General features: G+C 72.4%; 18 protein-coding genes. 9 read left to right on the forward strand and 9 right to left on the reverse strand.

The window, feature by feature from the left end:
- From ACWD5D_RS42805 to rpmB, 3 genes are all read right to left on the reverse strand, one after another.
- Positions 1 to 464: PIG-L deacetylase family protein (locus ACWD5D_RS42805; protein ID WP_451378179.1), on the reverse strand; the 464-nt coding region annotated here is incomplete at its 3' end.
- Between the two features lie 443 nt (positions 465 to 907).
- Positions 908 to 1,213, reverse strand: coding sequence for a 30S ribosomal protein S14 (gene rpsN / locus ACWD5D_RS42810; RefSeq protein ID WP_451378180.1), 306 nt, complete (start codon positions 1,211 to 1,213; stop codon positions 908 to 910).
- A complete protein-coding gene (rpmB, locus tag ACWD5D_RS42815; RefSeq protein WP_451378181.1) occupies positions 1,213 to 1,449 on the reverse strand; it encodes a 50S ribosomal protein L28 in 237 nt (78 codons plus the stop codon). The genes rpsN and rpmB overlap by 1 nt, the downstream gene beginning before the upstream one ends.
- Positions 1,450 to 1,516: 67 nt before the next feature.
- Here rpmB and rpmG point away from each other — a divergent pair, with 67 nt between their 5' ends.
- From rpmG to rpsR, 4 genes are all read left to right on the forward strand, one after another.
- The gene (gene rpmG / locus ACWD5D_RS42820; RefSeq protein WP_376630849.1) at positions 1,517 to 1,681 is read left to right on the forward strand and encodes a 50S ribosomal protein L33; all 165 of its coding nucleotides are present in this window, start codon (positions 1,517 to 1,519) and stop codon (positions 1,679 to 1,681) included.
- A gap of 38 nt (positions 1,682 to 1,719) precedes the next feature.
- Complete coding sequence (locus ACWD5D_RS42825; RefSeq protein WP_451378182.1) at positions 1,720 to 1,965, forward strand: type B 50S ribosomal protein L31; 246 nt, start codon at positions 1,720 to 1,722, stop codon at positions 1,963 to 1,965.
- On the forward strand, positions 1,965 to 3,113 hold the full coding sequence (locus ACWD5D_RS42830) for a CobW family GTP-binding protein (RefSeq protein WP_451378183.1): 1,149 nt from the start codon (positions 1,965 to 1,967) through the stop codon (positions 3,111 to 3,113). The genes ACWD5D_RS42825 and ACWD5D_RS42830 overlap by 1 nt, the downstream gene beginning before the upstream one ends.
- An 85-nt stretch (positions 3,114 to 3,198) precedes the next feature.
- Positions 3,199 to 3,435 carry a 30S ribosomal protein S18 gene (rpsR, locus tag ACWD5D_RS42835; RefSeq protein WP_451378184.1) on the forward strand — a complete coding sequence of 79 codons (237 nt, stop codon included), beginning with the start codon at positions 3,199 to 3,201 and terminating at the stop codon, positions 3,433 to 3,435.
- 357 nt (positions 3,436 to 3,792) lie between these two features.
- Here the strand turns inward: rpsR and ACWD5D_RS42840 are convergent, their stop codons facing one another.
- Entirely contained in the window at positions 3,793 to 4,758 is a 966-nt protein-coding gene (locus ACWD5D_RS42840) for a pirin family protein (protein ID WP_451378185.1), read from the reverse strand.
- A gap of 211 nt (positions 4,759 to 4,969) precedes the next feature.
- Here ACWD5D_RS42840 and ACWD5D_RS42845 point away from each other — a divergent pair, with 211 nt between their 5' ends.
- Complete coding sequence (locus ACWD5D_RS42845; protein WP_451378186.1) at positions 4,970 to 7,312, forward strand: MFS transporter; 2,343 nt, start codon at positions 4,970 to 4,972, stop codon at positions 7,310 to 7,312.
- Between the two features lie 222 nt (positions 7,313 to 7,534).
- Here the strand turns inward: ACWD5D_RS42845 and ACWD5D_RS42850 are convergent, their stop codons facing one another.
- Positions 7,535 to 8,884 (reverse strand): VWA domain-containing protein, encoded by a 1,350-nt coding sequence (locus tag ACWD5D_RS42850; RefSeq protein ID WP_451378207.1) that lies wholly within the window; start codon positions 8,882 to 8,884, stop codon positions 7,535 to 7,537.
- A 164-nt stretch (positions 8,885 to 9,048) separates the two neighbouring features.
- Positions 9,049 to 9,906, reverse strand: coding sequence for an AAA family ATPase (locus tag ACWD5D_RS42855; protein WP_451378187.1), 858 nt, complete (start codon positions 9,904 to 9,906; stop codon positions 9,049 to 9,051).
- A 175-nt stretch (positions 9,907 to 10,081) separates the two neighbouring features.
- Between ACWD5D_RS42855 and ACWD5D_RS42860 the strand changes: the two genes are divergently transcribed.
- From ACWD5D_RS42860 to ACWD5D_RS42875, 4 genes are all read left to right on the forward strand, one after another.
- Complete coding sequence (locus tag ACWD5D_RS42860; RefSeq protein ID WP_451378188.1) at positions 10,082 to 10,663, forward strand: TetR/AcrR family transcriptional regulator; 582 nt, start codon at positions 10,082 to 10,084, stop codon at positions 10,661 to 10,663.
- A 203-nt stretch (positions 10,664 to 10,866) separates the two neighbouring features.
- Entirely contained in the window at positions 10,867 to 11,550 is a 684-nt protein-coding gene (locus ACWD5D_RS42865) for an ABC transporter permease (RefSeq protein WP_451378189.1), read from the forward strand.
- Positions 11,547 to 12,218 carry an ABC transporter permease gene (locus tag ACWD5D_RS42870; RefSeq protein WP_451378190.1) on the forward strand — a complete coding sequence of 224 codons (672 nt, stop codon included), beginning with the start codon at positions 11,547 to 11,549 and terminating at the stop codon, positions 12,216 to 12,218. Before ACWD5D_RS42865 ends, ACWD5D_RS42870 begins: the two co-directional genes overlap by 4 nt.
- A 176-nt stretch (positions 12,219 to 12,394) precedes the next feature.
- Positions 12,395 to 13,336: an ABC transporter substrate-binding protein gene (locus ACWD5D_RS42875; protein ID WP_451378191.1), complete on the forward strand. Its 942-nt coding sequence runs from the start codon at positions 12,395 to 12,397 to the stop codon at positions 13,334 to 13,336.
- Between the two features lie 139 nt (positions 13,337 to 13,475).
- On the opposite strand, the gene ACWD5D_RS42880 is transcribed toward ACWD5D_RS42875, so the two are convergent.
- The 3 genes from ACWD5D_RS42880 to ACWD5D_RS42890 all read right to left on the reverse strand — a co-directional run bounded on the left by ACWD5D_RS42880 (position 13,476) and on the right by ACWD5D_RS42890 (position 18,100).
- Positions 13,476 to 14,630, reverse strand: coding sequence for a betaine/proline/choline family ABC transporter ATP-binding protein (locus tag ACWD5D_RS42880; RefSeq protein WP_451378192.1), 1,155 nt, complete (start codon positions 14,628 to 14,630; stop codon positions 13,476 to 13,478).
- A gap of 432 nt (positions 14,631 to 15,062) precedes the next feature.
- On the reverse strand, positions 15,063 to 17,558 hold the full coding sequence (locus ACWD5D_RS42885; protein WP_451378193.1) for an FG-GAP-like repeat-containing protein: 2,496 nt from the start codon (positions 17,556 to 17,558) through the stop codon (positions 15,063 to 15,065).
- On the reverse strand, positions 17,555 to 18,100 hold the full coding sequence (locus ACWD5D_RS42890; protein ID WP_451378194.1) for a hypothetical protein: 546 nt from the start codon (positions 18,098 to 18,100) through the stop codon (positions 17,555 to 17,557). Before ACWD5D_RS42890 ends, ACWD5D_RS42885 begins: the two co-directional genes overlap by 4 nt.
- Positions 18,101 to 18,337: the final 237 nt, after the last annotated feature.

The raw sequence follows: 18,337 nt of genomic DNA on the forward strand, positions 1-18,337 counted from the left end.
GCCGCCATCGTGATGCGGTTCGCCTGGATGTGGTCGGGGTGGCCGTAGAAGCCGTTCTCGTCGTAGGTGACGACCACGTCGGGTCGGTAGTGCCGTATGAGTTCGGCGAGTCGGGCGGCGGCCTCGTCCACGGGGGTCTGCCAGAAGGATCCGGGGGCGTCGTTGCTCGGCCAGCCCATCATCCCGGAGTCGGCATAGTCCAACATCTCCAGATCGCTGACCTTCAGGACGTCACAGCTCGCCTTGAGTTCTTGACGCCGCATCAAGGCGACCGCTGCCGGATCGTGCCCGGGATCGCCGGGCTTGACACCCCCGGGTCCGTCACCGCAACTGCCGTCGGTACACGTCACGAGGACCGTGCGGATGCCCTCCGCCGCGTACCGCGCGAGGACACCTCCGGTTCCGGTGGCCTCGTCGTCGGGGTGGGCGTGCACCGCCATGAGCGTCAAGGGCCGGTCAGTCATGAAACAGTCCTCCTGTGTGAAAAGGCCTCGGTCCGGGTCCGCGGCAGGCGCACAAGCGGTCGCCCTGACAGCGGGCGAGGCAGGCGTACCGCGGACCCGGGGCCCGGATCGCGTCGGGGCGGACGATCTTTGGTCTCTCTGTTCCCCGCCCGCGCTGCACCGGTCCCTCGTCCGGTCCAACAGTGCCGACCGGACACGCTGTTCCCGCCGTGCACGGGAAACCCCCTGGGAATTGGCGCTCGCACGATATGGCAGCACGGCAAGAGCCGCGTCCTGGCCGCCGTGCGCCGAACACCTCGCCCGCGGACCACGGTTCGGGGTGCGTCGGCCTCAGGCGGCGAACCGGGCCGGGCGATGCCGTGGCTGCGAACACCGTCCGGCCCATGAGGGGCACCGCACGTCGACGCGCCGGCGTCGTTGGGCCGCCTGCGGTGCGGTGTCGCCTACCAGGACGACTTGGTGACTCCCGGCAGGAATCCCGCGTGCGCCTGCTGTCGTGCCCGTACCCGGGAGAGCCCGAACTTTCGCAGGTACCCGCGAGGGCGGCCGTCCACGCTGTCGCGGTTGCGTACCCGGGTGGCGCTGGCGTCGCGCGGCTGTCGGCGCAGTTCCGCGAGGGCGGCGACCTGCTCGGCCGGGGTGGACGAAGCGCGGCGGATGATCTCCTTGAGCTCTGCCCGTCGGGCGGCGTACCGCTCGACGACCTGCTTGCGCTTCTCGTTCTGTGCGATCTTGCTCCTCTTCGCCATCAGGCCTTCCCTCCTCGCGAGCGGATCCGGGCCACGGCGGCCTCGACGCCGATCGTGTCGACCGTCTTGATCGCCTTGGCGCTCAGGGTGAGACGGACGTACCGCCCCTCACTGGGCAGCCAGTAGCGCTTGCGCTGGATGTTCGGGTCGAAGCGGCGCGAGCTGCGCCGGTGCGAGTGCGAGATCGTGTTGCCGAATCCCAGCTTGGCGCCGGTCAGTTGGCAGTGGGCAGACATGGGTGTTGCTCCTCCTCGGGGCGAGCGGACTTGTTGGTAATGGAAATCGTTGCCATATAGTACCGCCATGGCACGCAACGAGATCCGCCCGGTCGTCAAGCTCCGCTCCACCGCGGGCACCGGGTTCACCTACGTCACCCGCAAGAACCGCCGCAACGACCCCGACCGACTGGTGCTGCGCAAGTACGACCCGGTCGTCGGCCGGCACGTCGACTTCCGCGAAGAGCGCTGACCGCCAACCCCTGTCCCGACCGCCGAAAGGTCCCTGCCATGAAGCCCGGAATCCACCCCGCCTACGGGCCCGTCGTCTTCCGCGACTCCGCCTCCGGCACCGCCTTCCTCACTCGCTCCACGATGACCAGCGACAAGACCATCGAGTGGGAGGACGGCGCCACCTACCCGCTGGTCGATGTGGAGATCTCGTCCGCGAGCCACCCCTTCTACACGGGCACCGCGCGCGTCCTGGACACCGCCGGCCGCGTCGAACGCTTCGAGCGCCGCTACGGAGCCCGCTGATGAACCATCAGCAGCTGCCCGTCGTCATCGTCGCCGGGCTCCACGCCGATGCCCGCAAGCAGGTCGTCGAACGCCTCCTGCGGACCGTTCCGGGGAGCGTGGCACTGCACCACGACCTGGCCCGAGCGTCCGACGGCACCGTGCTCCGTGTCGTCCGCGACGCCTCCGGCACCGTTTCCCAGGGCGAGACGCCGTTGATCAACGACTGCGCCTGTTGCGCACTGCGCGAAGACCTCGTCCCGGAACTGGAGCGCATGGCCGACAGCGGCCTGACCTGCCTCGCGGTGGTCGAACTGTGGGACTCGGTCGAACCCAAGGCCATGGCGGAGGTCGTCGCCGGACACGGCGGGGACCGGTTGGTCGTGACGAACGTGATCACCGCCGTCGACCCGGCGCTCGTCCTCCCGTGCCTCGCCAACGGCGACGACCTCGCCGAAGCCGGCCTCGCCGCGGCCCCCACCGACCGGCGGACCGTCGGCGACACCTGGGCCCGCCAGCTCGAGTACGCACCCGTCCTCGCCGTCGTCGACAGCGACGAGGCCGACGACGAGGACCACGCCCTCCTCGCCCAGCTCCACCCCACCGCACGACGGGTGCCGGCCGCTTCCCTCGAACTCGCCCGGGCCGCGTTCGCCGGGTTCGACGTCGAAGCCGCCGCGGCCGCCCAGCACCCCGCATGCGCGCTCCTGCCCCAGGAAGCGGACGAGGCCGGCGTCACCACGTACGTCTGGCACCGCCGACGGCCGTTCCACCCCGAACGCCTCTACGCGGCGCTGGAGGACCTGTGCTGCGCGGCCGCCCGCAGTCGAGGCCGCTTCTGGCTCGCCGACCGCCCCGACACCCTCCTCGCCTGGGACGCCGCCGGCGGAGCGCTGTGCGTGGAGAGCGCCGGACCCTGGCTGGCGTCGCTGCCGGACGCCGCCTGGGACATGGTTGAGCCCATGCGCCGGGCCGCCGCCGCGCTCGACTGGCATCCCGACCACGGCGACTGCTGCCAGCACCTCGTCTTCACCTCGCCCGGCCTCGACCGGGACGGACTGGAACGACTCCTCGACTCCTGCCTCCTGACGGACGCGGAGTACCGGTCGGGACGCGAAGGGTGGAAGCACCTGCCCGCAGCCTTCGACGGCCTCCTCGACGCCGCCTGAGCTCCACCCACCCGGCCACGGCCCAGTGAGGCCACAGCCGAGACATTCACACCAGCTCGCACACGTCCACTCAAGGAAAAGGCCCATGCTCCGACGCGCCGCTTCGCGCAGGCCCGCCAAGTCCCGTCCCAACCCGCTCGACGCGGCCGGCATCACGTACATCGACTACAAGGACACAGACCTGCTCCGGAAGTTCATCTCCGACCGCGGAAAGATCCGCAGCCGACGCGTCACCCGGGTCACGGTCCAGCAGCAGCGGGCCCTCGCCACCGCCATCAAGAACGCACGACAGATGGCCCTGCTGCCGTACGCCGCCCGCTGACCATCCAAAGCCGGAAAGACGGGTCAGGTTCCCGACGCTGCCGATCACCGACGGCTACTGCCGGGCGCACCTGCTCCCATCTCCGCGTGGCGCCTTCGGCCATGCCCTCCTGGGCCGGTCGGGAGGCGCCACGGCGTCCCCACCGCGCTGAGCGGCGGCGTCGACCCTGACACCCGGAACGCGGGAGAAAGGCACCTCTGACCGCGCCTCCGCCTCCTGCCAGTGCCCCGGCGCTCGCACGTCAAGGTGGCGTGGAACGGGTGGAGTGAAGGAGGTTTGCTCACGTGGTCCGAGTGAACCGGGCGAGTGCGTTTCATCTCGCCCGGCTATCTGCGCGCCAGGCTGGAAAGTCCCCGCTCAGCGCACTCGCCCACGCGCCTTCAGCGGCACCGGCGGCAGTTGCGGCGCGGGCAGCGGGGCGCCGTCGTAGCCCTTCACTTCCCCAAACCTCGTCCCGGTCATCCAGTCCTCACGGGCCTGTTGGACATCGTCCTGCGAACGCCCGATGAAGTTCCACCACATGACCAGCTCCTCGGCGAACGGTTCGCCGCCCAGCAGCATGATTCCGGCGTCGGACTCGGCGCGGAGGGGGAGTTCGGTGCGGCCGCAGCCGAGGTAGAGCATCGAGCCGGGGAGGACCGGTACGCCGTCCACGTGGGCCTCGCCGGACATCACCAGGACGCCGTACTCGAAGTCGGGGTCGAGGGGCAGGCGGACATCGGCGCCCCGGGTGAGCGCGAGGTCGGCGCCGACGAGCGGGGTGTACGTCGTACCGGGTGACGTCGCGCCGTCGAGGTCGCCGAGGAGCACCGTGGCCGTCAGACCCGGTGCGGTGACCGTGGGCAGCTCCGCGTGGAACTCGAACCGGGGCTCGGTGCGGCGGTGTTCGTCGGGAAGGGCGACCCATAGCTGCGCGCCGTGCAGGAACCGGGCGTGCGGGCGCGGGCTCTCCTCGGAGTGGCTGATCGCCCGGCCCGAGGTCATCAGGCCCAGCTGGCGGGGCCGGATGGTCTGCAGGCTCCCGGTGGAGTCGCGGTGCAGCACCTCGCCCTCGTGCAGCCAGCTGACCGTCTGCAACCCCATGTGCGGATGCGGCGGCACCTGCATGCCGGGCTCGTCGGCGATGTCGTCGGGGCCGTAGTGGTCCACGAAGGCCCAGGCGCCGATCATGCGCCGGCCGAGGTTCGGCAGCAGCCGGCGCACCTCGGTCGACTCGCCGAGCTGCACGCGACGGGGGCTCAGCAGTTCGCGGACGGGTTCGGCGACGACGAATCCGCGGCCGCCGCACACGCTCGGTTCGGGCGCGCGGTCAAGGTTGCTCATGCCGCACAACCTAGCGGCAGCCGGTCACCGTCGCCGTGCCACCGTGGGCCCGGCTCGCGCGCAAGGAGCCGTCCGGCGGCAGTCCCGGAACCGAACGCCTCACCGTGCGCGCACCCGACATCACCGGCCTCTCCTTGCTTAAGTCAATCAACGGACTTACATTTCGGCGTGTCCTGCCCCGCGTTCCGCGTGCCCCGACGGAGGCCCGACCATGACCCCTGCACGACCCCGGCCCGACCAGGCCGGGGAGTTCGCCGCCGCACCCCGCTCGAACGTCGTCGTCGCGGTGCTCGCCCTCGGCGGGATCGTGGTCTCGCTGATGCAGACCCTGATCATCCCGATCGTCCCCGAACTCCCCGCACTGCTGCACGCCTCCGCCTCGGACGCGGCCTGGGCGATCACGGCCACGCTGCTCGCGGCGGCCGTCGCCACGCCCGTGATGGGCCGGCTCGGCGACATGTACGGCAAGCGGTTGATGCTGCTGACCAGCCTGGTCATGCTGGTCGCCGGCTCGGTCACGGCCGCGCTCAGCGACACGCTCGTCCCGATGATCGTCGGACGGGCGATGCAGGGCCTGGCGTCCGGCGTCATCCCGCTCGGCATCAGCATCATGCGCGACGAACTGCCCGCCGAACGGCTCGGTTCCGCCACCGCCCTGATGAGTGCCTCCCTCGGCGTCGGCGGCGCCCTCGGCCTGCCCGCCGCCGCGCTCCTCGCCGACCACTACGACTGGCACATGCTGTTCTGGACGTCGGCCGCGCTGGGCGTCGTCGCCGCCGTGCTCGTCCTGCTCCTCGTCCCCGAGTCGGCGGTGCGCTCCGGCGGCCGGTTCGACCTGCTCGGCGCGCTCGGCATGGCGGCCGGTCTGGTCTGCCTGCTGCTGGCCGTCTCCAAGGGTGCGGACTGGGGCTGGAGCAGCGGCACCACCCTCGGTCTGTTCGCGGCGACCGTCGTCGTCCTGTTCGCCTGGGGGATCTACGAACTGCGCGCCGCGCAGCCGCTGGTGGACCTGCGCACCACCGCCCGCCGCCAGGTCCTGGTCACCAACCTCGCCTCGGTCGCCTTCGGCTTCTCGATGTTCGCGATGTCCCTGGTCCTTCCGCAGCTCCTGCAGTTGCCTCGGGCGACCGGATACGGGCTGGGCAAGTCGCTGCTCGACGCCGGTCTGGTCATGGCCCCGACCGGCCTGGTCATGATGGCGATGGCGCCGGTGTCCGCGCTCATCTCCCGGGCCTGGGGCCCGAAGGTCACCCTGATGTGCGGCGCGGTGATCGTGGCCGGCGGGTACGGAATCAGCGTCGTGATGATGGACACCGTCTGGCAGTTGCTCGTGGCGTCCTGTGTCATCGGCGCCGGCATCGGCTTCGCCTACGGTGCGATGCCCGCACTGATCATGGGCGCCGTGGACCCGTCCGAGACCGCCGCGGCGAACAGTCTCAACACCCTCATGCGGTCCATCGGCACCTCCACCGCGAGCGCCGTCGCCGGCGTGATCCTCGCCCAGATGACCACCACCTTCGGCACGGTCGAGCTGCCCTCCGAGAACGGCTTCAAGGTCGTCATGGCCGTCGGTTCGGGTGCGGCGGTGCTCGCGCTGCTCGTGGCCGCGCTCATTCCCCGGCGGGTGAAGCCGGGAGAGAGCGCGGTGGGCCGGGCGCCGGCCGAGGCTGCGGGGGAAGTCGTCGGTAAGGCCGCCGGTGAGGTGGCCGGGGAGCCGGTGGCCGCTGCCGCTGGTGACGCCGCGGATCGCGACGGCGTACGTCCCGTCGATATCGCCGAGCCGCCAGTGGCGAACGGGGGCATACCCGTGCGCGGCCGCGTCAGCGGGGCGGACGGGGCAGCCGTCGGCCGTGCCGCGGTCACGCTGATCTCGCTCGGCGGCCGGCAACTCGGCCGGTCCGTCGCCGACACCGACGGCTCCTACGCCCTCGAGGCGCCGGCGGAGGGGACGTACGTCCTCGTCGCCGCCGCGGACGGCCGCCGCCCCGGGGCCACCACCCTGGTCGTCGGCGCGGACCCGGTGGTGTACGACATCCGGCTCGGCGGAGTCGGCGGGCTGGCCGGGCTGGTGCGCTCGGCCGACAGCGGGGCGCCGGTCGCCGCGGCGCTGGTGGTCGTCACCGATGTGCGCGGGGACGTCCTCGGCAGTGCGCAGACCGACGCCCTCGGCGAGTTCACCCTCGGCGACCTCGTGCCGGGCACGATCACGCTCGCCGTCAGCTCGCCCGAGCACCGGCCGCTCGCGCTGCCCGTCGAGATCACGGGTGACGGGGTCACCCGTGCCGAGGTGGAGCTGTGGCCCGGCGCGCACGTGCGCGGCACGGTCCACGGCACGGACGGGCCGCTCGGCGACGCCCGGGTCACGCTCGTGGACGCCGCGGGCAACGTCGTCGCCACGACCACCACCGGGGACGACGGCGCGTACGCCTTCGCCGACCTGGACGGCGGCGCGTACACCGTGATCGCGTCCGGCTACCCGCCCCGGGCCGCCGGAGTCACCGTCCGCGGTGACATCGGGGACCACGACATCGAACTCGCCCATCCCGGCGCGTAGTTCGCCACCCGAGCGCTCCGGCCCGGTGGTCGGGGCGCTCAGCCGCGGTGACCGGTGCCGGGTGCGGTGCCGGTCCACTCCGGGGCCGGCACCGACCAGACCTCCTCGTCGTGCCGCTCGGGGCGACGGGCCGCGCAGGGTCCTTCGGTGGTCTGCGGCCGGCGGTAGGCCTTTGGTGTCCTGCCGGCCGGTGACCGGTCGAGCACGCCCGGCCGGCGCTCGTCACACCGGCAGCAGCCGTCCGATGATCGTGCCGAGCTGTCCGGCCGTGCGGCACTCGTGCATCTCCACCAGTTCGGCGTAGTCGGGCGCGGCGGAGTCCCCGGTGCCCCACTGGGCGCGGGGTTCGGGGTTGAGCCAGTAGACCCGGCGGGCGCGGCGGGCGAGGTCGCGGACGGCGGGCAGGTTCGGGTCGCCCATGTTCGTACGCGCGTCCCCGAGGACGAACACCGTCGTGCGCGGGCCGACCGCGGCGCCGTAGCGTTCGGTGAACTCGCCGAGCGCGACGCCGTAGTCGCTGCTGCCGTGCCAGCCGGTGAGGGCGGCCTCCTCGCGGATGCGGGCGCCGAGTCCGTCGGGGTCGGCCCGGCCGTGGTCGAGCAGGCCGGTCACCTCGTCGACGCGGTTGACGAAGGCGAACACCCGCACCTTGCTGAACTGGTCGTGCAGCGCCTGCACCAGCAGCATCGTGAAGTCGGAGAAGCCGGACACCGAGCCGGACACGTCGCACAGCAGCACCAGTTCGGGCCGGACCGGGCGGCGCCGGCGCAGCACCGGCCGTATCGGCACGCCGCCTGTGGACAGCGAGGAGCGCAGGGTGCGGCGCAGGTCGATCGTGCCGCGTGCGGCCCGGCGGCGGCGCGCGGCCAGCCGGGTCGCCAGCTTGCGGGCCAGCGGCTGGACCGTTCTGCGCAGCTCAGCGAGTCTGTCCCGGCCGGCGTACAGGAAGTCCACCCGGTCGGCGGTGGGGGCGATGGCCCGCCGGGCGATCTCGTCCCGCCCGCGCCGCTCGGCGACCCGGCGCCGCGCCTCCGCGCCGACCAGCCGCCGGAACTCCTCGATACGGCGCCGGATCTCGTCGTCCAGCAGCCGGTCCGCGAACCCGGCCTCCCCGCCTTTGGCCCGGACGTCGGTGCGCACGCGGGCCAGCAGGGTCTGCGGGCGGAGCCGGTCCAGGGTCTGGTAGGCCGACCAGCCGTCCGAGCCCGGTGTGGCGCCGTAGCCGCCCAGGCTGTCGACCGCCTCGGTCGCCAGCCGGGCCAGCAGTGCCCGGTCGTCGGCGGCGAGTGCGTCGGCGAGGCGGTCGCGCAGCTCCTCGCGGCCCGCGCCCTCCGTGACCGGGGCGCCGACGTCGCGCGGGAAGTACAGGTCGAAGACCGGGTCGAACACCGTCCGCTGGCCCGAGCCGTGCAGCAGGGTCGCGGCCAGTCCCTCGCGCAGCAGCTCCCGGTCGGCGAACCCGAGGGCCTCGGCCGCGAGGGCCGCGTCGACGGTCTCCCCGGTACCGATCCGCACGCCGTGGGCGCGCAGCGCGCCGACCAGACCGGTGATCCGGGCCTCGACGCCGGGGATCGGCGTCTCCACCCCGGTGATCCGGGCCTCGACGGCGGGGATCGGCGTCTCCACCCCGGTGATCCGGGCCTCGACGGCGGGGATCGGCGTCTCCACCCCGGTGATCCGGGCCTCGACGCCGGGGGTCGGCGTCTCGGTACCGGTGATCCCTGCCTCGCCTGGGCTCACAGCGCGCTCAGGTCCAGCTTGGCGGCGGCCTTCTGCACGTCCTCCTGGTGCTTGAGGATCACGCCGAGGGTGTCCCGTACGACCGTCTCGTCCAGGGTGCCGGCGCCCAGGGCCAGCAGGGTGCGGGCCCAGTCGACGGTCTCGGCGATCGAGGGCACCTTGCGCAGGTCCATCGCGCGCAGCGCCCCCACCACCCGCACCACGGACCCGGTCAGCGCCTCGCCGAGCCCCGGCACCTTCAGCCGCACGATCCGCCGCTCCAGTTCCTCCTCGGGAAAGCCGATGTGCAGGAACAGACAGCGGCGGCGCAGCGCCTCGGACAGCTCCCGGCCGGCGTTGGAGGTGAGCACGACGAAGGGGCGGCGGGTCGCGGTGATCGTGCCCAGCTCGGGGACGGTGACCTGGAAGTCGCTGAGCACCTCCAGCAGCAGCCCTTCCATCTCGACGTCGGCCTTGTCGGTCTCGTCGATCAGCAGGACCGTCGGCTCGTCGCCGCGGATCGCGGTCAGCAGGGGGCGGGGGAGCAGGAACTCCTCGCTGAAGATGTCGGTGCGGGTCTCGTCCCAGTTCTCGTCGCGGCCGGCGCTGATGCGCAGCAGCTGTTTGGCGTGGTTCCACTCGTACAGCGCCCGGGACTCGTCCACGCCCTCGTAGCACTGCAGCCGGACCAGCCGTGCCTGCGCGACCTGGGCGACGGCCTTGGCCAGCTCGGTCTTGCCGACCCCGGCGGGGCCCTCCACCAGCAGCGGCTTGCCCAGCTCGGCGGCGAGGAAGACCGTCGTGGCGACGGCGGGCGAGGCGAGGTACCCGGTCTCGGCGAGACGGGCGGAGACGTCGTCGACGGATGTGAACAACGGGGCCTCCGAAGGGGTCGGGATCCGCGTGCGGCGGTCTACGTCCAGCGTGCTTCTACTATCTAAGCGCTTGTTCACCGTCCTTGTCACGGAATTCGCCGGCACCCGGCACGCCTGTCCCGATCCTGTATACCGATCGGTTTCTCCGCGTCGCCGGGCGCGGTAACCTCGCCCTATGGCCTCCACGGATCAGATGTCCCCGGCGTCCCCCCGGGACCGGCTGCTGGACGCCGCCGCCCAGCTCGTCTACCGCGACGGCGTCTCCGTCGGCGTGGAGGCACTGTGCCGCACGGCGGGCGTCTCGAAGCGGTCGATGTACCAGCTCTTCGGCAGCAAGGACGAGATGCTGGCCGCGAGCCTCGAGCGGCGGATCGCCTGGTACCAGGCGCAGCTCACGCCCGCCGACGCTGCGGCCTGGACCCCGCGCGAGCGGATCCTGTACGTCTTCGAACAGGTGGCGAAGGCCTCCGCCGACCCCGAATACCACGGCTGCCCCTTCCTGGCCGTGCTGGTCGAACTGAAGGACCCGGAGCACCCGGCGAGTCGGGTCGCCCACGGCGTGAAGGAGAGCCTGCGGGACGCCTTTCGCGCAGACGCCGAACGGGGCGGTGCCCGAGACCCCGAGCTGCTCGCCCGCCAGCTCATGCTCGTCTTCGACGGCGCGAGCGCTCGCGCAGGAGCCCGCGTGGAACACCTGGACGACGGACTCGCCACGGCGACGGTGACGGCGCTGCTGGACGCGGCAGGAGTGCGATAGCCCAGGCGCGCGGCCGGGGTGTGAGCGCCCGGGTTCCGAACGGAGTGCGACAGCCCAGGCACGCGGCCGGGGTGTGAGTGCCCGGGTTCCGAACGGACAGCGGCAGTCCGGCCGTGCGGCCTCGCGGCCGGGGCGCGACAGCCGGGCCCCGAACGGGCCACCCCAGCGCGCCGACCGGCTCGGCCGGCCGGTGCAATGGACTCGTGACCGCGCCCCCGGACGACTGCCTCGCGCGCAACGAATGGATCTGCGGCGCCTATCTCGACACCCGCCGCCACATCCTGCTCGACGCCGTCGTCCAGCACCTCGAACTGACGACGGTCTCGGTCGTCATCGCCCTCGTGATCGCCGTACCCATGGCGGTGCTGGCCCGCCGCTGGGGCTGGGCGGCCGGACCGGTCCTCGCCGTGACGACGATCCTCTACACCATCCCGTCCCTGGCGATGTTCTCCCTGCTCCTGCCCGTCTACGGCCTCTCGGCCACCCTCGTCGTCGCCGGCCTGGTCCTCTACTCGCTCACCCTGCTCGTACGCAACATCCTCGCCGGACTGCGCGCCGTCCCCGAGGAGACCCGGCAGGCGGCACGCGGCCTCGGCTACGGCCGCGTCCGGCTCCTGCTCGCCGTCGAACTGCCCCTCGCCCTGCCCGCCGCGATGGCCGGACTGCGCATCGCGACCGTCTCGGCCGTCTCCCTGGTCACCGTCGGCGCGATCGTCGGCTTCGGCGGCCTCGGCAACCTGATCTACGCCGGCATGAACACCTACTTCAAGGCCCAGGTCCTCACCGCGTCCGTGCTGTGCGTGGTGATCGCCGTCGCCGCCGACCTGTTCCTGCTGGGTGTGCAGTGGCTGATCACCCCCTGGGCGCGACGGGCGGCCCGCGCATGAACATCCTGAACGCCACCTGGGACTGGCTCACCGACCCCGCGCACTGGTCGGGCGACGACGGTGTCCGGCACCGGCTGCTCCAACACCTGGTGCTCACCGTCGTCTGCCTGGTCATCAGCTGCATGATCGCACTGCCGGTCGCGCTGGTCCTCGGCCACCTCGGCAAGGCCGGCGCACTCGCCGTCAACATCTCCAACGTGGGCCGGGCCGTCCCCACGTTCGCCGTGCTGGTCCTGCTCCTGCTGACCCCGGTGGGGAGGTGGGGCGAGGGGCCCACGGTGGTGGCCCTGGTGCTGTTCGCCGTACCGCCCCTGCTCACCAACGCCTACGTCGGCATGCGCGAGGTCGACCGCGGTGTCGTCCAGGCGGCACGGGGGATGGGGATGACCGGGCGACAGATGCTGTTTCGCGTGGAACTGCCCCTCTCGCTCCCGATGGTCCTCAACGGCGTGCGGATCGCCGCCGTCCAACTGGTCGCCACCGCTACCATCGCCGCGCTCGCGGGCGGCGGCGGACTCGGCCGGATCATCACCGCGGGCTTCAACCTGGCCAGCACACCCCAGGTCGTCGCGGGCGCCCTCCTCGTCGCCGTGTTCGCCCTCGTCGTCGAGGCCGTCTTCGAGATCGCCGAACGCCTGGCACCGGCATGGGCCAGGGGCGGCCGATGACGGGCGGCGGGCGCTGATGACCGGCGGGGGCTGGCGATGACGGGCGGCGGGCGCTGATGACCGGCGGGGGCTGGCGATGACGGGCGGCGGGCGCTGATGACCGGCGGGGGCTGGCGATGACGGGGGGCGGCGCCGATGACCGGCGAAGGCTGGCGATGACGGACGGGGGGCGGACGATGAGGCACAGCGCCGTGCCGGCGGCAGCCGCGCTCCTCGCGCTGACCGCCTGCACCACCGGCCCCTCCCTGGAGAACCGGGGTCAGGTCACCGCGCCGCCCGGCGACAGCCACCACCTCACCATCGGCTCCGCCGGCTTCACCGAGAGCGATCTTCTCGCCCAGATGTACGCACAACTGCTCGACCAGGCCGGCTACAAGACCTCCCTGCTCACCGTCAGCAACCGGGAACTGTACGAACCGGCCCTGGAATCCGGCCAGATCGACGTCGTCCCCGAGTACGCGGCCACCTTCGCCGACTGGCTCAACGCCAAGACCCACGGCCCCGACGCCCGCCCCGTCGGCTCACCCGACCTCGACGCCACGATGAAAGCCCTGCACGCCCTCGCCGACCCCCGCGGGCTCACCGTCCTCCCACCCGGCCGGGCCGTGGACCAGAACGCCTTCGCGGTCACCGCCGCCTACGCCCGGCAGCACGACCTCAAGACCCTCAGCGACCTCGGCGCCTCCGGCCTGAAGGTACGGCTGGCGGCCGGGGACGAGTGCGTACAACGGCCCTACTGCGAGCCGGGCCTGAAGAAGGTGTACGGCATCGACATCACCGGCATCGACCCCAAAGGCGTCGGCACCACCCAGGCCAAACGGGCCGTGCAGTCGGGCCGGGACCAGATGGTGCTCACCACCAGCACCGACGCCACCCTCGACCAGTTCGGCCTCGTCATCCTCGCCGACGACAAGCACCTGCAGAACGCCGACTACGTCGTCCCGGTCGTCAACCGTTCCCGAGCCGGAAGCCCCCGCGTGGTCAAGGCACTCGACAAGCTCAACTCCGTCCTGACGACCGCGGACCTGGCCGACCTGAACCGACAGGTCGACAGCCTGCGCAGGCTGCCCGCCGACGTCGCACACACCTACCTGAAGGACAAGGGCCTGCTGAAGTGACGCCCCTGAGCATCAGGCACCGCGACCCTCAGGCACGGCAATCCTCAGGCACCGGAATCCCTCAGGCGCCCAGACCCCCAGGCGCCGGCCCCCCAGACACCTGAACCCCAGACACCGGACCCCCCACGCACCGGACCCCTCAGGCGTCCGCGATCGAGTCGAACGGCACCTGACCCCGCGCCACGCCCCGCGCGTCCGCGTCCACCGAGCGGCGCAGCGCCTCGTGCAGCTTCGCCGGGGTGAGCACGCCCAGGAAGCGCGCCCCGTCCAGCACCGCGACCCACCCGGCGTCGTACTGGAGCATCACCCCGAAGGCCTGCTTCAGCGGGGCGCCCACCGGTACCCACGCGGTCATCCGGTGCGCGAGGCCCCCGACCGTGCCGCCGGCCGCCAGCTCGTCGATGCCGACCCAGCCGTGCAGATCGCCGTGCCTGTCGAGGACGACCGCCCACCGGGCGCCGTCGGCCCGCAGCCGCTCCACGGCACGCTCGGCGGGCTCGTCCGGGCGCGCCACCGGCGGTTGTTCCAGGTCGTCCGGCTCGATCGTGGTGACCGACAACCGCTTCAGCCCCCGGTCGGCGCCGACGAACTCGGCGACGTACGCGGTCGCGGGCGCCCCGAGCACGGCCCCCGGCGTGTCGAACTGCTCGATCCGGCCCTGCCCGTACACGGCGATCCGGTCACCCAGCCGGACGGCCTCCTCGATGTCGTGCGTGACCAGCAGCACCGTCTTGCGCACCGCGTCCTGCATCCGCAGGAACTCGTCCTGCAACTGCTCGCGCACCACCGGGTCGACGGCGCCGAACGGCTCGTCCATCAGCAGCACCGGCGGATCCGCCGCGAGCGCCCGCGCCACGCCGACCCGCTGCCGCTGCCCGCCGGACAGCTGTTCCGGGTAGCGCGGACCGTACGTCTTCGGGTCAAGACCGACGAGATCGAGCAGCTCGGCGGCGCGCGCCCGGGCCCTGGCCCGCTTCCAGCCGAGCAGCGCCGGGACCGTCGCCGTGTTGTCCAGGACCGTGCGGTGCGGGAAGAGCCCCACCTGCTGGATGACGTAGCCGATCCGCCGGCGCAGCCGCACCGGGTCGACCCCGGCGACGTCCTCGCCGTCCACGAAGATCCGCCCGGACGTCGGCTCGATGAGCCGGTTCACCATCATCATGGTCGTCGTCTTGCCGCAGCCGGAGGGGCCGACGAGCGTGACGAGTTCGCCCTCGGAGACCTCGAAGGACAGGTCGTCCACCGCAGTCGTACCGTCCGGATACCGCTTGGTGACCTGATCGAACCGGATCATTCCCTCACGCTAGCCACCCTGCGCGCCGCCCGCGCGCTCAGTGGAGGCCCTGGCCCACGAGGGCACCGCCGGGCCCAGCGGTGCGGCAGCAGCGGGTCGCCGTCCACACCGGCACCCCGACCGCGCAGAACGTCGACAGGCTCGTGCGCCCACCTGACGGAGGTCCGCGCGGATGTGGGCACCGCGGCTCGCCGGGCTCACCATGACCATGGCTTGATTGCGGTTCTTCTTCTGGCGCCGGGGCAGGCGTGGGACTCCGGTGAGGGCGGACGGTTCGGGTGTGGACGGCCCGGCTGATGGGCACGGGCGCGGTACTGGCCGCGTGCGCGGTGGTGCCGTCGGTGGGGGCGCCGTCGGTGGGGGCGCTGGCGCTGACGCGGTAGCCCACTGGCCCGCGCCGCGTACGCCACGCTCCCCCCACCAGGCGGCCCCTCACCGGGCCAGTACGGCACCCACTCCCAGGCCCGAACCGGTGCTCAGCCCGAGGGCCACGGGGCCGTAGTACGCCCCGCTCGCCGGCACGGGCGTCCCGTCCGGGCCACCGTTGAGCGTGAGTACGGTGCCGTCGCCCGCGTTCTCGCCGTCCGAGCCGATCGCGAGGTCCGGGACTCCGTCGCCGGTGAGGTCGGCGAGCGTGACCGCGCTGCCCAGCCGGTCGCCCGCCTCGGCGGCACCGGGCACGCCGGCGCGCTCGGTGTCGTACACGTCGGCAGCGGTGGCCGTGAGTCCGTCCGCGCTGCCGTGCAGCAGCAGGGCGGCGCCCGCGTCGGCGGCGGGTGTACCGGAGACCGTCACGTCGGTGCCGGGCGCCCCGGCCAGGACATCCGCGTAACCGTCACCGTTCACGTCGGCCACGGCGAGCGAGGCGCCGAACTCGTCGCCCGCGGCCCCGAGGCCGACGTCGGGTGCTCCGGTGTCGATGAGACCGTCGGCCGAGCCGCGGAGCGTGGCGATCTCGCCGCCGACGCCCGCGTCGGGCCTGCCGACGGCGAGGTCGATGTACCCGTCCCCATCGAGGTCACCCGCGGCGAGCGCGGTACCGCCCTTGCCGAGGAACACGTCGGGCGCGTCGGTGCGCAGACCGCTCGCCGAACCGCGCAGCACGACGAGCGGGTTGACGCCGGCCGCAGTGCGGAAGGTGAGGGCGGCGTCCGTGTACCCGTCCTTGTCGAAGTCGCCGGTCGCCAGGGCGGCTCCGTTCACCGCCCCGCTCTCACCGGCGAGTTGGGGCAGCGGTACGGCGGCTGAGAACGTACGGTCCGTGCCGTCGACGGCCCAGGCGCGCCCGGCGCCCGGTGCCACCGCGAGGATGTCGTCACCTCCGTCGCCGTCGAAGTCGCCGGTGGCGACGGCGGCACCGAAGCGGGCATTGCTCGTGCGCGACCCCGTCGGTTCGTTGATCATCCCGGCCTGCCCGGTGAGCCCGTTCGGGGTGCCGCGCAGCAGGCTCAGCGCGCCCTCGTCGGTGGCCCCGGAGGTGACCTCTTCACCGGGTGAGGAGACGACCAGGTCCTCGTAGCCGTCGTGGTCGAAGTCGCCGTAGGCGATTGCCGATCCGAACCCGTCCCCGGCCTCTGACCCGCCCGGCACGCCGTCGGACTCCTGCGTGATGACGGCCCTGTTCCCGCTGTACGGCGCCGAGCGCGCCCCCGGTACGACACTGACCTGACCGGACCCCGCCTGGCTGTTGGCGGTGGCGCCCGGGACGCCCGCGGCGAGGTCGGCGTGTCCGTCGCGGTTCATGTCTCCTGTGGGAGCGGTGGAGTTCGCGGCGGACGCGAGGGTGCGGATGGCGGGCAGGTCGGCGTACAGGTTGTTGCCGGGGCACTCGGTCGGATAGCCGTCGCGGTGCCCGGCGATACGGTTGAGGGTCACCGACTGGCCCTTGGTGAACTTGCCGTTGTCGGCGCCCGCGGCCATCACCACCGTCCCCGACGGGTTGATGCCGTACAGGCCGAGCTTCCACGCGGCGACCTTCGCGATCGCGCCGTGGACGGCGGACGACGCGGTCGCCGTGTTGTAGTCGCCGAGGACCGCGACCCCGCTGGAGTCGGTGTTGAAGCCGTAAGTGTGCGCGCCCAGGACCGGCCGGTCGACGCCGCCGGCCCGGCCCTCGAAGACCGTGCCGCACTTGTCGACGAGGAAGTTGTAGCCGATGTCGTTCCAGCCGTTGCTCCGCACGTGATAGACGAAGATCCCGCGGATGACGGACGCGGACTCGGCGCACGTGTAGTCGTTGCCGCCCGCGGTGTGGTGCACGAACACGGCCTTCGTGTCGGACGTGTACGTCGGCGGGTCGGCGACCATCGATTCGTCGGCGCCCCAGCCGGAGCGCGGGACGATGTCGGGCTGACCGGCGGCGCTGGGCGAGTAGGCCGAGTTCACCGGGGTATCCGGGGTCTGCGCGACCGCGGCCCCGGCCTCGGGGTCCACCAGGTCGACGCGCAGCCCGCCCGGCAGCGCGGCCTGCCCGCCCGGCCGCACGGCTCCCGTGATCCGTGCCTGCACGCCGTCCGACGGGCCGACCCACAGTGGCTGGGTGCCGCCACGCAGCCCCTCGGCAGCGCCAGGCTTGTCGGGCCCTGCCTCGGGCGCGTGCAGTTCCAGATCGAGCGTGCGCCATTGCGACCAGCGGCCGGTCGCGGCGTCCCGGGTGCGCACCTGTGCCATGCCGCTGAGTTCGGCCCGCGCGTCGGACCAGGTGATCCCGACCATACGGAACGGCTCGGTGCCACGGGCCGACAGCACACGGCTCCCCGGATCGCTGCCGACGGGCACGGGGACGACGTGCAGAGCGCCGCGCGGAACTGGGTTGCCCGCCAGGTCAGTTGAGGCGCCGGCGTGACTGCGGGCGGACAGGGAGACCGCGCTGAGGACGACGGCGGTGGCGAGGGCGAGACGGTAGGTGTTCCGACGCACGGCACTCATCGGGCGGCCTCCGTCTGCTGCTGTGCCTGCTGTTGTGTCTGCTGCTGTGGCGTCGCGGAGGCGAGTTCGGCCTGGCAGGTCGCGCGGCCGAACTTCCCGTACGCGGAGGCGGTCTGGACGTGCTTGCCGCGTACGGCGAGCGAGCAGCTGGCCTGACCGCCCTTCTCGCCGAGCGTGATCGAGACCAGCGGCGGCTTGCCGAGCGGCACGTGCACGGTCTTCTTCCACGGCAGGGTGACCGCGCGGTCGACAGCGGCGGTCCCGTCCGCGCTGCGTGCCTGGTAGGCGATGTCAGCGGTGCCCTCGCCGGTGACCTCGTACGTCACCGCGGCGGTCGGGACGGGGGGCTTGCCCGGCTTGTCGGCGGTGTCGAGTACGCCGTACAGGACGAGCCCGCCACATGCGGCCAGCAGGGCTGCACCGATGAGGAGGCCGGTGCGGTCCGGACGAAGGGCGCGCGACCGGCCACCAGCCCCGGAATTCCCGCCGCTCTCCTCGACATCGGCGGCCTCCGCCCCAATTTCCCGCTCTTCATCGCCCATGACAAGTCCCTCTTAGGTCAGCCGCTCGGAATTCGCATGCCTGCGCCGGAATTCCCGATCCGGGGTCTTATACCTGACGCCGGGCGTGGTCCGCCAGCGAGCGGACAAACCGGGCACGGATTTCCTGCAATGGGCGAACTGTCGTGATCTGAGAAGTCAGTTGACACGCCGTTACCTGCGTGATTACAAACTCGTCGCCGCTACGTCCGGCCTGCCTGTCATGAGGTGAGTCAGATG

It is taken from the genome of Streptomyces sp. NPDC002520 (assembly GCF_053595235.1).